The sequence below is a fragment of the Paenibacillus sp. J22R160 genome, from assembly GCF_059692135.1.
In genome coordinates this window covers 234,683-249,637 of sequence record NZ_JCAUAU010000007.1, presented here as the reverse complement: position 1 = coordinate 249,637, position 14,955 = coordinate 234,683, and the positions used below count along the sequence as shown (strand labels likewise).

General features: G+C 49.8%; 10 protein-coding genes. 4 read left to right on the top strand and 6 right to left on the bottom strand.

Translation table 11 applies throughout. From position 1 onward, the window contains the following. Positions 1 to 21 precede the first annotated feature (21 nt). From AC58UW_RS18060 to AC58UW_RS18045, 4 genes are all read left to right on the top strand, one after another. Positions 22 to 195, top strand: coding sequence for a hypothetical protein (locus tag AC58UW_RS18060; protein WP_497421999.1), 174 nt, complete (start codon positions 22 to 24; stop codon positions 193 to 195). Between the two features lie 56 nt (positions 196 to 251). Then, positions 252 to 1,598 (top strand): glutamate-1-semialdehyde 2,1-aminomutase, encoded by a 1,347-nt coding sequence (locus tag AC58UW_RS18055; RefSeq protein WP_497421998.1) that lies wholly within the window; start codon positions 252 to 254, stop codon positions 1,596 to 1,598. A 623-nt stretch (positions 1,599 to 2,221) separates the two neighbouring features. Then, positions 2,222 to 6,772: a glutamate synthase-related protein gene (locus AC58UW_RS18050; protein WP_497421997.1), complete on the top strand. Its 4,551-nt coding sequence runs from the start codon at positions 2,222 to 2,224 to the stop codon at positions 6,770 to 6,772. A gap of 158 nt (positions 6,773 to 6,930) precedes the next feature. After that, the gene (locus AC58UW_RS18045; protein ID WP_497421996.1) at positions 6,931 to 7,056 is read left to right on the top strand and encodes a DUF6254 family protein; all 126 of its coding nucleotides are present in this window, start codon (positions 6,931 to 6,933) and stop codon (positions 7,054 to 7,056) included. Between the two features lie 412 nt (positions 7,057 to 7,468). Here AC58UW_RS18045 and helD read toward each other — a convergent pair whose 3' ends face one another. The 6 genes from helD to fabI all read right to left on the bottom strand — a co-directional run bounded on the left by helD (position 7,469) and on the right by fabI (position 14,928). Then, a complete protein-coding gene (gene helD / locus AC58UW_RS18040) occupies positions 7,469 to 9,886 on the bottom strand; it encodes an RNA polymerase recycling motor HelD (protein WP_497421995.1) in 2,418 nt (805 codons plus the stop codon). 221 nt (positions 9,887 to 10,107) lie between these two features. Beyond that, a complete protein-coding gene (locus AC58UW_RS18035; protein ID WP_497421994.1) occupies positions 10,108 to 10,992 on the bottom strand; it encodes a DinB family protein in 885 nt (294 codons plus the stop codon). Between the two features lie 4 nt (positions 10,993 to 10,996). Continuing rightward, positions 10,997 to 11,659: a bifunctional 2-keto-4-hydroxyglutarate aldolase/2-keto-3-deoxy-6-phosphogluconate aldolase gene (locus AC58UW_RS18030; RefSeq protein ID WP_145668938.1), complete on the bottom strand. Its 663-nt coding sequence runs from the start codon at positions 11,657 to 11,659 to the stop codon at positions 10,997 to 10,999. A 32-nt stretch (positions 11,660 to 11,691) separates the two neighbouring features. Further along, positions 11,692 to 12,669, bottom strand: a complete 978-nt coding sequence (locus AC58UW_RS18025; protein WP_497421993.1) for a sugar kinase — start codon at positions 12,667 to 12,669, stop codon at positions 11,692 to 11,694. A gap of 412 nt (positions 12,670 to 13,081) precedes the next feature. Further along, positions 13,082 to 13,942, bottom strand: a complete 861-nt coding sequence (locus tag AC58UW_RS18020; protein ID WP_497421992.1) for an inositol monophosphatase family protein — start codon at positions 13,940 to 13,942, stop codon at positions 13,082 to 13,084. 215 nt (positions 13,943 to 14,157) lie between these two features. Next, the gene (gene fabI, locus AC58UW_RS18015) at positions 14,158 to 14,928 is read right to left on the bottom strand and encodes an enoyl-ACP reductase FabI (protein ID WP_497421991.1); all 771 of its coding nucleotides are present in this window, start codon (positions 14,926 to 14,928) and stop codon (positions 14,158 to 14,160) included. Between the last annotated feature and the right edge of the window lie 27 nt (positions 14,929 to 14,955).

Here is a 14,955-nt window from a genome sequence, read left to right as displayed (position 1 = left end):
AAATTACGGCAAAGTTAGCGTTTGAAGATTAACATGCCTCTACTTGGTGCAGGGCTTATAGCCCCTCAAGTAGAGGCTTTTTATGAGATGATGAACGACACCAGCCCGCATCCGTCCGTAACGGACTCCCATGCTGCTAATCTAGCGGACAACAGGTCCGTTATTAGCCGCAAATCGAACAAAAACAACACATGAAGCATCGAACAACGGAATCTCAACAACTACTACGAATAAAGGAATGATCTCTTCTTATGGAACGCAAGAACTCTGAGCAATTATATCAAGAAGCTCTAAAGCACATCGTCGGCGGGGTCAACTCCCCCTCCCGCTCATTCAAAGCCGTAGGCGGCGGCGCCCCCGTCTTCATGAAGCGCGCGCAAGGCGCGCACTTCTGGGATGTAGACGGCAATCGCTTCATTGACTACCTCGCCGCCTACGGCCCTATCATTACCGGTCACGCTCATCCGCACGTGACCGAAGCGATTTGCCGCGCCGCACAGAACGGCACGCTGTACGGCACCCCAACCGAACTCGAAATCGAGTTCGCACGAATGCTGAAGTCCGCGATCCCATCGCTGGACAAAGTGCGTTTCGTCAACTCCGGCACCGAGGCCGTGATGACGACGATCCGCGTGGCCCGCGCCTTCACCGGGCGCACCAAAATCATTAAGTTTGCCGGGTGCTACCACGGCCACTCCGATCTAGTGCTTGTGGCGGCCGGTTCCGGGCCGTCCACGCTCGGCACGCCGGACAGCGCCGGCGTGCCTGCGAGCATCGCGCAAGAGGTCATCACCGTGCCGTTCAATGACATTCCGGCACTGGAAGCCGCGCTCGCGCGATGGAGCGAAGAGATTGCCGCGGTGATGGTGGAGCCCGTCGTCGGCAACTTCGGCATGGTCATGCCCCATGCCGGCTACCTCGAGCAGCTCTGCGCGGCTGCTCGCAAATACGGGGCCCTCGTCATTTACGACGAGGTCATCACGGCGTTCCGCTTCCACTATGGCGCGGCACAGACTTATCCCCGCCTCCCTCTCGTGGAGGGCGGCACAGCCGAGGCAGCGGCGCGCTTCGCCGCCGTCGAGCCAGACCTTACGGCCCTGGGCAAAGTGATCGGCGGCGGGCTGCCGATCGGGGCCTATGGGGGCCGCAAGGCCGTGATGGAGCAGGTCGCTCCGCTCGGACCTGCCTATCAAGCCGGCACGATGGCGGGGAACCCCGCCTCCATCTCGGCCGGCATCGCCTGCTTGGAGGTGCTCCAGCAGGCAGGTGTTTACGCCAAGCTCGAGCAGCTTGGCGCGAAGCTTGCAGTCGGCATCGCGGAATCCGCTGCGAGACATGGCATCGCCTTGACGCTGAATCGTATCGGCGGCGCGTTCTCCACCCACTTCTGCGATCATCCCGTCACCAACTATGACGAGGCGCAGGATACAGACGGCGAACGCTTCGCGGACTTCTTCCGGCTCATGCTTGAGCAAGGAATCAACCTCGCTCCTTCCAAATACGAAGCATGGTTTACAACCATTGCCCACACGGAAGAAGACATCGCCCAGACGCTGGATGCGGTGGATCATGCTTTCAAAATCATGAAAACAAGATAAGGTTTAATTTTTTCGAAAATACACACAATTAAAGAAATTACGTATAAAAAACCATTAAATCATGCCCTAGCGCACAAAGAATTTTCTATTACCTATTTCAGTAGACATGCCCCAGAAGCGAACTATGATCCTACTAGGATCATAGTTCGTTCGTATTTTAAGAAGACACCAAGCAATAAAAAAATTACCTTTATTCACCATTATACACAAAAGGTAACGCTTACATTTTTGTTTTCGCTCTGCAACTATTGTCGGATGAACATTTTCATGCTATTCTAAGATTACTTTTACCCTTTTAACGAAAAGTCTTGTTTACGCAGTATTTTCCTAGAAAGTTAGGGCATGATTTACAAATTCACGTTCGTTTTTTGTATACGATGCCTTACTTTAAGACGGGTCGATTCTTGACTGATTTCAAGGGAGCTATTTCCTCGGAATTGGCATGCTATTCAGTTAAATTGCATTTTTATTCAGAATCTCGCATATTTCGTTTTTGATCACTTTCTGGTCATCCATTGGAAATGCTACGAGTTGCGGGCTCATTAATGCCAAAATGCAAGAAATGCAGTGAAAGAGGAGTTAAATATATAGGGGAGGTGACGGTCAGGCGACTGACCTGAGCAATGAATGAAATTATGCGTAATGAAGGCCGTTTTCAAGATCTACTAGGAACCGAACACGATAGCTGCGGTATTATTTGTATTATTGAAAAGAACGGTCATCCTACCCGTGAAAACATCCAAAAAACGATTGACGCCCTTGTAAAAATGGAACATCGCTCAGGATTTATTAACGGCGAAGGCGACGGTTGCGGTATTTTAACTGACATTCCACGCGCTCTTTGGGAAAAGAAATTAGCAGATGCGGGTCTAGACGGCAAACTTGCTTATGATAACCGTTTTTCTGTTGGCCACATCTTTGTTCCACGCAAACTTGACCTGACCGTTACCGAGATTCAGAATGGCATCCGTGAGCTATTTGCTTCCCACGATGTGTCCATCATTCTCGAGCAAGAAAACCAAGTAGACAGCAACGTTCTTGGTCCTAACGGATTAAACGATGAGCCTACGTTCTGGCAAATCGCTGCAATCAGCAACAAAACAGATGGCCAAGTAGCTGATCACCTTTTTGAGCTTCATATTGCAATTGAAGACCGTTACAATGTGCACGTTGCAACATTAAGCAATGTTACTTCCGCTTACAAAGTGTTGGGCGCAGCAAGCATTCTTCCGAAATATTTTAACGACACACGTGATCCACTTTTCGCTTCCCAAGTCACAATCGGTCACAACCGTTATTCCACAAACACACTATCCAGCTTCTTCCGCGTTCAACCATTCTCCCTACTCGGGCACAATGGCGAAATTAACACGGTTAAGAAACTTCGTCTCGAAGCAGATATGGTTGGCGTTCCGCTGGTTAGCGGCGGATCTGACTCCCAAGACATGAACAGAACGATTGAAACGTTCATTCACCGTTTTGGACTATCGCTTTTCGAAGCCATGGAAATGGTTTTCCCTCCTATTATTAATGAAATGAAACAATTCCGTCCGGAACTTCAAGATCTGTATGTTTACTACCGTCAAGTTTGGGGTCACTTCGCCCAAGGTCCTGCAGGTATCGTTTCCCGTTACGGCAACGAATGTATTTTCAGCGTGGATGCGCTTGGTCTACGTCCTGTTTGGATGGTTGAGAGCGAAACTTCCCTATACTTCTCCTCGGAGCAAGGCGTTATCACGGTTGGCGACATGGTTGCTGATCCGAAGCCTATCGCACCTGGCGAGAAAGTCGGTGTTGTGCTGACTGCGGGTGAACATGTTCAAGTCATTCCTTACCATGAAGTACAGACTCTTGTATATGAACGCGCAAGCCAACGTCTGAATATTAGCGGTCTTCGCAAATATCTAAATCCTTTGAAAACAGACAAACAAGCCGAGCTCAATGAGAACATGGTAGCAACGGATCAATTGTACAGTGCGTTCGGTTGGGATCGCGACGGTATTTCTTATATCGAAACGATGTCCGAAACAGGCGCCGAGCCTATTCGTTCCCTGGGTCACGATTCCCCTCACGCAGCTATTGCTTGGGAACGCCAGAACGTGCCTGACTTCATTAAAGAGAGCGTTGCGGTTGTTACCAACCCAGCGATTGACCGTGACCGTGAAATGGAGCATTTCTCGACTCGTGTTATCGCAGGTTCGCGAACGCCGGTTTACTCTCAGGTTGATGACAATCTGCGCCTTGAGCTTCTAGCTCCACTTGTGCTTGAAGGCACGAATGGTGTAGACAGCGAAGAGCACTTGTCCCAGCCTTCGTTTGAGCAATTAGTTGCTTTGTTCCGTGCACAAGGTGACAATGTTGTAGCCGTACTTTCCACGACTTTTGCAAGAGGAACTTCTCTGGGCGCTGGTTTGGACGCTTTGGCTGCTGACGCTATTGCTGCTGCTCGCGCTGGCGCTGCACTTATCATTCTTGATGATGCAGAAGCTCACCAAAACGATCGTTTATGGCTTGAGCCTCACTTAGTTGTATCCAAAATCGATATCGCGCTTCGTGCAGAAAAGCTTACTTTCGGCGACAACCTGCGCCGTCACGTTACATTGGTGCTTCGTTCCGCAGCCATTCGCAACCTGCATGATATCGCAGTAGCTTGTGGTCTTGGCGCCGACGTTATTTCACCTTACCTGTTGTTCTCCACTGCTTCTGATAAAGAAGGCAACGCGGCAGCAGCACGTAAAGTGTATGCAGCTCTTACGAAAGGCCTGGAGAAAGTCATCTCCACGATCGGCACGCATGAGCTTCGCGGTTATACACGTTTCTTCTCCTCCATCGGCTTCCATCCGGAAGTGGCTGAGGTGCTTGATATCGTGAACTACCTGGGTAGTGAAAAAGCTGGAACTGGCTTTGCGCAGCTCGAAGCTGAAGCTGAAGCTCGTTACAACGATATCACTAATCCGAAAGCAAAAGCAGCGAAAAACTTCCGTTTCTTCCAACGTATGTGGAAAGCGCTCGGCGATGCTGCTTCAGGAGCTGCTTCTTACGGCGACTACCGCGACAAACTGCGTGAAGAAGAGAAGAAGAACCCAATCTCCATTCGTCACATTGCTGGATTTAACGTTGAGAAAGCACTTGGAGAAGGTCGTAAAGCCCTTGATCCATCGAAGGTTGATATCTCCATTGGCGGTCATTCCTTGCCGATGCTGATTTCCTCCATGTCCTTCGGTTCACAGAACGAAACAGCTTTCCGTGCCTACGCTGAAGCCGGCGAACGCCTGAACATGGTAACCATGAACGGCGAGGGCGGAGAAATTAAAGATATGCTTGGTCGCTACAAAAAAACGCGCGGTGCACAAGTGGCATCCGGACGTTTCGGAGTTAACGTTGAACTAGCTAACGCGGTTGCATTCCTTGAGATCAAAATCGGTCAAGGTGCTAAACCGGGTGAAGGCGGTCACTTACCTGGCTCCAAAGTTACAGCAAAAATCGCTGCAGCTCGTAACGCAACAATCGGCTCTGACCTGATCTCCCCTTCGAATAACCATGATATTTATTCGATCGAAGATTTGGCTCAAATCATTTCCGAGTTGAAAGAAGCTAGCGGTCGCAAAGCGAAAATTATCGTAAAAATCCCAGTCGTACCAGGTATCGGTACCATTGCCGTGGGTGTTGCCAAAGCAGGCGCTGACGTTATTACGCTTTCCGGTTTTGACGGCGGTACAGGCGCGGCTCGTATTCACTCCTTGACACACGTTGGTCTTCCTACTGAAATTGGGACTAAGCTTGCCCACGTGGCTTTGATTGAAGCAGGTCTTCGTCACCGCGTTGAGCTGTGGTCTGATGGCGGTCTGAAATCAGGCGCTGACGTTGTTAAAATGGTTATGCTCGGTGCAAACCGTGCAGGTTTTGGCAGTATCGCCATGCAATCGATCGGTTGTACAACATGCCGCGGCTGTCACTTAGACACTTGCCACGTTGGTATCGCAACTCAAATCGATTCCTTGGAAGAAGCCGAAGAAAAAGGTCTTCGCCGTTTCGTACCTCGTCAATTTGACGTAGCTGTTGACAGCTTGGTTCGTCTGTTCGGCGGTATTGGCGAAGAAGTACGTGAAGTTGTTGCTTCCCTTGGATTCACAAGCTTGCAAGACCTTGTAGGACGTTCTGACCTGCTTGAGCAAATCAGCCACTTGGATCGCATTGATCTGTCTGACATTCTTCGTCCTGCTCCACTTCAGTTCGTTTCTGATGCTGAAAGAGCTATGGAAGAAGCAGCAGTATCCTCTGATATCCGTATCGCGGCTGGTGCAGAAGGCCTGGAATTCTTCCCTGAATCCTTGGCGTTTGACGCTCCAATCGTTCGCAACTGGTCCAAAGTGGATGCGGAGTCCCGTATTCTCGGAACTCGCTACTCCAGCCATCGCGTAAGAGACCGTTTCGACGGCAGCTACGATGAACTGCCAGCTATCGCTCTGAACCTCGTTGACGGATCTGTTCCAGGTAACGGCTTAGGTGCATTCAATGCCCGCGGCGTTGACATTACCGTTCAAGGTGGTGCTGAGGATGGTCTTGGTAAAATGGCGTTCGGTGGTAAAGTGGCCATCGTGAAGTCACTTGGCAAAAACAACACGTTCATCAACGGTAGCGTTGGTAAATCGTTCGGTTACGGCGCACAAAAAGGCTTGTTCTTGATTCAAGGCAGCGCAGATACACGTGCTTGTATCCGTTTCTCCGGTGCAGATGTTGTATTCGGCGGCGAAATCACGACGCCGTTGCGAGATGAGCTCGGCGGACTTGCTGCTCGTGCGAACCTCAAAGGCTTTGCGTTCGAATACATGACAAACGGCCGTGCCGTTGTTATGGGAGATCCAGGTCCATGGATTTGTGCAGGGATGACAGGTGGAGTTATCTACCAACGTCTTGTACCAGAAATGGGTCTAGACCAAGCAGCTATCGAACGTCGTATTGCTAAAGGCGCAAAAGTTAAAATTGAGACAATCGGCGTACAAAGTATCAAAGATCTTACTGAATTGCTCACAGCTTACCGCACAGAGCTTGCTAACTCGGGTCAAACGGATGCAGCAGTCAAAATTGACGGTTTGCTAAGCAATCTTGAAGCTAACTTCATCCGTATCTCCCCGGTCAACATGCAAGCTGACCAATCCGTTGCTACGGAATAGATAAATGAAAGCTCCACAGGACCTTCAAGGTCTTGTGGAGCTTTTTTATGCGAGGTAGCTGGGCGAGAAAACCACGGAGGCTCTTTGTATAAAAGAACCGCGTAATTCACACGTTATAAGTGCAACACCCATCCGCATACCATAGGAGGTTTTTTGCTATGAGCCAATCGAAACGCCGCGAAGAAGCTGCATGGAAAAGCCGCAAACAAGCTAGACATCCACATGGTAAGGTGAAGTCTCTGGCCGAATTCGCCAGTGAGTACGACGCGGGACTTAACAAGTAACCGAAAGCCCCCTCTAACGTCCAAAAGAGGGACCAACTCAAAGCAACCCGGTTTGCCGCGCATCTTAGGATGTGCGGTACCGGGTTCTTTGAGTTCGCGGTGGCTATTGGCACTATCCCTTTGACTCAGGTAAGAGCTTACCGAGGCCCTACCTATCTAGTGCTAACCCACCAGCTCAATACACAATTTGAAACGCAGCTATCGACACTATCCCTTTCACTCAGAATACGGTTTGACACTCACTATAGACACTATCCCGATCGCACAACATCCAGCTCGGGGCATACTATTGACACTATCCCTTTCACTCAGAAGCTTCTGAAAATACCGTTTCTGGACAACGATCGATCACAGCTGTTACCCACGATAATTCTCCTGACTCTTGGGGATAGTGCCCATAGGACCCTCCCCCCTAACTGATAACTTCCTTGGAGCTGTCCGTAAGCACATAAGTATCCTGCGGCTGACTCGTGATGAAATGACACGGGTCCCCTTGCGCGAAGATACACAACTCGTGCATAGCCCGGGTGCAAGCCGTGTAAAACAGCTTGCGCTCATTCTCATGGCCGTACTGATGATGAGAACCATCATAAATGAGTACGGCATCGAATTCGACCCCCTTCGCCAGATACGAAGGGATGACCAGCACGCCCGACTCGAAGGTCGGGCTGTGTTTGGTGACACGCCCCAGCGGTACCTGCAGCAGGGGAGTAAGAGCTTGATGCGCGATCTCGGCCTCGCTCGCGGTCTTGGTAATGATCGCGAGCGAGGCATAGCCTTCATCCAGCAGCCGCGCTACTTCGGCTGCCAACAGGCTCTGCAGCGACCCGCGATCGCTGGTCTGGATCACCCGCGGCTTGCTGCCGGCGCGGGTGAAGGGCTCTATGGCATCGCCGCCTGGCACGATGCCGCGGGTGAACTCCACGATCTCGCGCGTGGAGCGGTAGCTGCGGAACAAACGGATGACTTCCGTTTGTTCCGGCCCGTACAGAGCGGCGATCGGATCGATTTCGCTGTACGCGGAAGCGTGCGAATAGATCGCCTGGCTCAGATCGCCGAGCGCTGTCATGCGGCAGCGCGGGAAGAGCCGTTTCAGATAAGCCAGCTGAAACGGAGAATAGTCCTGCGCCTCGTCGATAATGACGTGGCGCACAGCACCGTTCGTCTGGAAGCCGCAGACAGCTTCCAGCAAGTACAGGAAGGGCGTAGCGTCCTCGTACGGCAGCTTGGCTTGCGCCAGCTCCTCCAGCGTCCGCCCGCAGATTTCGGACCAATAGCGCGGTTTCTCCGCTATCAGCTCCCTTTCATCCGCGGCTGTCCCCTCTCTCTTTTCAAACAATTGCCCGTAAAGGCCAATCATATCAACGAATTTAAGCTGCTTCACTGCGCTTCGCACAGGTTTTACATGCTCTTTCATGACGGTTCGAGCAAGCAAATGCCTTTCTTGCTCATAATCGTCGAAAGTGGAATCAAGTCCTCCTTCCATTTTATGCAGCCTTATATACGTACGATGGTACTCATCACTGCTCAGCAGTTCAATCTCCTCATCGACCCAAGCTTCCTCGATTTCAAGCTCTGCAAAGAGTTCTAGCTGCTCCAATATCCATACTTTCATCAGCTCTAAGCGGTTAGGGAGCCGAATAGCCGTATCATAGCTATAAAAACGCTCCACCAAACGAGCCGCGCTAAGTACCTCTTTGTCGCGAAACTTAATAGGGTTAAATAACATCCCCATTTGCTCAAGCTGCTTCTTATAAGCCTCTATGACAGCAAGAAAAGCAGTCGAAGATTTATAATAAATTCCGCTCAAACGAGCTTCATAGGCTTCTTCCATCATTGGCGTTCTCTCAGTCACATCCTCAAGGTTGCCCCTCGTCAGTACATATTCCAATTGTGTAAAAGAGTCCTCCACTTCAAACAACTCGCCCAAACGATGCTCCAAATAGGCCTGATAGGTCGTTTGTTGCATATTTTCTTCACCTAGCTCTGGCAGCACCGTGGAAACATAATGATTAAAAAGCGGATTTGGTGAAAACAATACCATCTGATCCGAACTCAGCTTATCCCGGTGCTTATATAGGAGGTAAGCGACTCTTTGCAATGCGGCTGATGTTTTACCGCTGCCTGCAGCCCCTTGCACGATCAGCATATGCGCGCTGTCATTGCGGATGATGCGGTTTTGCTCTTTTTGAATGGTCGCTACGATCGTCTTCATTTGCGCATCCGAGCTCCGGCTGAGCACTTGCTTCAGCAGTTCATCACCGATTGTAACACCCGTATCGAACATAAGATGAATATGACGGTCACGAATGACGAATTGACGTTTCAGAACCATTTGGCCCTCAACTGTGCCGTTCGGTGTAGCAAATGCCACTTCTCCAGGTGCAAAATCGTAATACAGGCTGGAGATTGGAGCCCGCCAATCGTAAATAAGATACTGACCGGCTTCCTCATCCAAGAAAGACGCAATCCCCAGATAAACAGCCTCTTCTTCCCGCTCACCGCGTTCAATGAAATCGATCCGGCCAAAATAAGGCGATTGGACGAGTCTTCTCAGCTTGCCTATCGTTTTGGTCGCCTGTCGATGCGTTCGTTCCCGCTCAGAAAGCACTTCTGATTGCTGTCTCATGCTCGCGATGGATTCTACCGCATCTTCTGCCGTACTCATATCCATCGTGACTTCGTCCCAATAATGTTTACGAATCTCAACAACATCAGATTGAACTAGGCCAACTTGCTCTTCCAGCTCTGTGATTTTGACGGCTATCTGCTCTGTTACTTCCTGCACTCTTTGCATTTCTGCTGCCTTAGCTTGATCTGTTAGACTCATTCCAACGCCTCTTTTCTTACCATTTTATTACGATTTGACATGGGGCTTGTTTTGGTGCTATAATTAAATTAGGATAAAAATGTTTATAATTCAAAATATTTGAATCAATCTTTATTTTATCAATTTACTCTCCAAAAATCAATAAAAACCCTAGGTCTTTGACCTGGGGTTTTCTGGCATTCTTTTTTCACCTTAGTTCCTAGATTCTGACTCGTTAGTTCTCAGCAACCATGCAGCTCACGAATTTGGTTCACAGCTCGGATATGATGCTTTGCATGGCCTGCCATCATTTTCAGCAATTGCGCCACGGTCTCTTCGCGGTCTTTCGTGATGATCGTTCTCTCAAGCGCATTCGGCAAATGCTCGCACAATCCAAGTAGATGCTGTCTCATAGCCCGGAACAGCTGCACTTCTGCATGAATCGGCCGATTCCGATAATCCAGCCCTTTACTCCAATCGTCCTGTGAAAAGCTGTTGCCTTGAAAGGTGCGCCCTGACTCCGCCAAAGCGAATTTCACTTTGTGCTGTGTAACCAGCTCTAAGTCGATCAGATGCAGGACTTGCTCACGAATGGACCATTTGCCGGGAGTTTGCGCCAGACTAAGCTGCTCCCCCGTTAATCCCGTTATTGCGCTTTCTAATTCGTCAGCACCCGCCTCATACATCTCTACAATCTCAGCAGGGGTAGCCGGTAGCTCCTGCCAGTACACAAACGTATGTCCATCGATGTCAGGCACAAATAGCTTACGAATATGGCCTGGATTCTCTTCTTTTCGCAGCTCCTTACAGCCTTTGGCTTGCAGGTTAAGCTCCACAGCATTCACCGAAGTTACGCCAACGTAGATGAGATCTCCCTTTTTTGGCGTGGCATGTTTGATCTGCAGCCAGCTTGCTACTAGCTCCGTCTGTTCCTCCGTCACTAACTGAGCAGACGGTTCTTTTTGCTGTATCAACACGGCGTCATAGTCAGTCGTGATTCGCAGCAAGGCAACTAGACAGGAAGCGGCTCTTTCGAGCAGCTCCCAGTCCAGTTGTTTCGTATAAAAGGCAATCGATGCCTGAATGTCATCTACCTGCAAAAGCAGCTTCGCCCCGTTATGTTCCATCGTTCTACTTCTTGGCCGCTCGATAGGCCTCAATATATTGTGCAGCCCGCTTGGCAACTAGGCTGTAATTGCCTGTTTTGACCGCTTCGCTGGTCAAATCCGAACCGATGCCGACAGCAACGGCGCCGGCCTCAATCCATTCACCGAGGTTGCTCAGCGAGACCCCGCCGGTTGGCATAATGTTCGCCTGCGGCAGCGGACCTTTAATGGCCTTAATCATCGCCGGCGAGTAGAGATTGCCGGGGAAGAGCTTCACGATATCGACCCCAAGTTCCAGCGCCGTCTGAATCTCTTGAATCGTCATGCAGCCCGGCATGACGGGCACGCGATAACGATTGCAGAGTGCAACCGTGTTCGGGTTAAGCGACGGGCCGACAACGAACTCGGCCCCGCTCAGGATCGCTGCACGCGCTGTCTCCGGGTCTAGGGCTGTGCCCACCCCGATAATCGCGTACTTGGAAGCGTCCTGCGTCTGGCTCGAGTAGCGTTTCGCCAGCTCCTCGATAGCGCGCAGCGCGAATGGCACCGTCATCGTGACCTCGATGACTTTAATGCCGCCTGCAATGGCTTGATCTGCCATTTCAACAACTTCTTCCGGCGTTTCGCCACGCAGTACGGCAACGACGCCTTCACTTGATATTTGCTGAACAAGTTTCAATTTTTTCAATGGAATCTTCCCCTTCTTTTGCAAGCGTGTATTTAGCGTTCTATATGTTTAACATCGTTAAGAATTGCGTCTACTTGCTCCCAAGTTGGAGCGCCTTCCCAATCACCTTCGGTTTGAACAATCAAGGAGCCCACTAAATTACCGATACGCACCGCTTCCGCATAGTCGTACTCTTTGGACAAGCCTACCAAAAATCCCGCACAAAAACCATCGCCCGCACCAACCGTATCCACCACATGCTCCGCCTTAAAATAAGGAACCGCTGTGATCGAATCTTGTGTTACAACGTAGGTTTCGTTCTCTCCGCCCTTGACGATGGAAACAGCGGACAATTCACGCAGCTTGCCCACAATGACATCCCAGTCATCCGTCTGGTAGAGCAGCTTCAGCTCATCAAGGCCAGGCAGGAAAATATCCGACAGCTTGGCGAGCTCAAGAAGTACAGGGCGCGCTTCGTCTATGCCCCAAAGTTTCAAGCGCAGATTAGGATCGAAACTAACTTTGACCCCGTGCTTACGGGCCAAACGAACCGCTTCGAACGCAGCCTCTTTGCAAGACTCGCTGAGCGCCGGTGTAATGCCGGTGATATGAAGGATTTTTGCCCCAGCAATGTAGCCTTCGTCCAAATGTTTCACGCTCATCTGGCTTGCTGCTGAGTTTTTGCGATAGTAGTAGACGGAGGTTTTGCCCATGATCATTTCGCGCATCATAAGTCCTGTCGGGGCTTCTGCCGTCAATTCAGCACGGGAAACATCGACACCTTCTCCACGGATTTTTTTGTAAATCAAACGGCCCATCGGGTCTTTGCCTAAACGTCCAAACCAGCCTACCTTTCCTCCAAGGCGGGATATTCCGATAGCCACGTTGCTTTCCGCACCGCCAAACAAGCTGTGCAGCTCAGACGAGTATTCCAGTCCTTTTCCGTTTGTAGGCATCAGCAGCGCCATCGTTTCGCCAAAGGTAATAATGTCAGGTCCGGTAACCGATTGCGATTGTGTATTCGTCGTCATATGAGTTCTCCATCCATTTCCTGATCGTTAGTTGAAACGTTTAAATAATAAATATACCTTATATTATAGTGTATAACGACGGTTTGTACCAGATAGTAAGATTAGAATGTAAGATTAGTATCTGACAAGAGAGTTCTTCCACTATGCATAGGGGAACTCCATTCCTCTATTTGCGTGATTAGTGGATGTTCGTGTGCTAAGCGGGAACTACAGGGGCTATTTCGGTCATAAAGCCTAATTTCTATTCGAAATGACGGAATAGCGGATCCTAGTTCCCTTTCTATGGCTCAAAGGGCTATTATCGACGAAATAGCACCCTGTAGTTCCCCCAGTGAGTGCCCCCGCCCCAGCTAAAAAACTGAAGAAAAAACCTCAGACTTATGTCTCAGGTTTCATCTACCTTATACGACAGCTAGAATCCGGTAGCTTCCGCTTTAACCAACTCTTGCCGCAGTTCATCATGGATCTGACCGTTGGTGGCCAGTATGTTGCGAACCGCCAAATTATAAGGTCTGCCTTCCGTGTCGGTCACCTTACCGCCTGACTCTTGGATCAGCAAAGCGCCCGCTGCAACATCCCACGCGTTCAAACCAATTTCCCAGAAGCCGCTAAGGCGTCCTGAGGCCACATAAGCCAAGTGAAGCGCAGCTGAGCCTGCGATCCGGAGGTTGCGGACTTTGGGAGATAGCGCCTGAATACCTATCAGGTTAATCGGCAATGCTCCATTGCGATCGGCTGGAAGACCTGTAGCAATCAGACTGCTTGAGAGCTGTCCATCCAGTGAGACCACTGTTTTTTTGCCGTGCATATAAGCACCTTTGCCCTTCTCGGCAACGAACAGTTCGTCACGAGACGGGTCATAAACCACGCCGACAATGATCTCACCCTTATGCGCGAGTGCAATCGAAACAGAGAAGAACGGGAACCCGTGAACAAAGTTCGTAGTTCCATCAATGGGATCCACGATCCATAAGTATTCTTCCTCGCTCATGGCTTGAAGCGCTTTGGCTGATGCTTCAGGACCAGGCTCTACGCCTTCTTCACCGAGAATGGAATGATCCGGGAAATGCGTCATGATCAAGTTGCGAATCAGCTTTTCCGACCCTTTATCCACTTCGGTCACCAGGTCCTGCGGAGAAAATTTCGTATCAATACGGCTGATCTCGCCCATTTTGCTCTTGATCCATTGCCCAGCCTTGGCTGCCGTATTGATAGCCACTGCTGTAAAACTCTTACTGCCGATGACGAACGGCTCCACCCCACCATTTACCACTTATATCAACTCTTTCTTTTTTATTTAGACTTAGAAGTAAGTTAAGTATAGTAAATTATACGTTTTAAATACTAGTGCGTTTCATCCCAAAATATTCGTACATTTATACATTTATTAATAAAAAAAGGAGATTTTCAGATATTTACAAATAAAAAAACCATATTGCCGCGAAGGCAATACAGTTCCTCGATAGTCATAAAGACATTAAAAATTGCTTAAATTCCAACGATGTGGTAGCCACCGTCCACATAAATAACTTCACCCGTGATGCCTCGTGACAGGTTGCTCATCAAGAACATCGCTGTATCGCCAACTTCAGCGGTTTCCGTTGTTTTGCGCAGCGGCGCTTTCTCTTCCACTTGACGCAGAATCGAGTTGAAATCTTTGATGCCTTTGGCAGCCAAGGTACGGATCGGACCAGCGGAAATACCGTTCACGCGAATGCCAAATTGGCCGAGGTCAGCCGCCAGGTAGCGCACGGAAGCTTCCAATGCAGCTTTGGCAACGCCCATGACGTTGTAGTTCTTCATTGCACGCTCTGCGCCAAGGTACGTCATTGTCATGATGCTGCCGCCTTCTGTCATTAGCGGATAAATGCGTTTGGAAACGGCAACAAGGGAGTAAGCGCTGATGTCATGCGCTAAGGCAAAGCCGTCACGCGATGTGTCGACGAACAGCCCGTCCAATTCTTCCGTTCTTGCAAAAGCAATACTATGTACAAGGCCATGAACGACACCAAGCTTCGCTTTCAGCGTATCAGCTAACGTATCAATTTCAGCGTCTACCGTTACGTTACAAGGCATAAGTGTTGAGCCTGGAATCGTATCAGCAAGCTTGCGCACGCGTTCCTCAACACGCTCATTCTCGTATGTAAAAACCAGATTTGCCCCTTGTGCTGCTAAAGATTGAGCAATAGCCCATGCGATGCTGCGATCATTGGCAACACCCATGACAAGTATATTTTTTCCTGTTAACAGTTGACTCATGGCCGGAAAAACCCCTCTCAACATTGG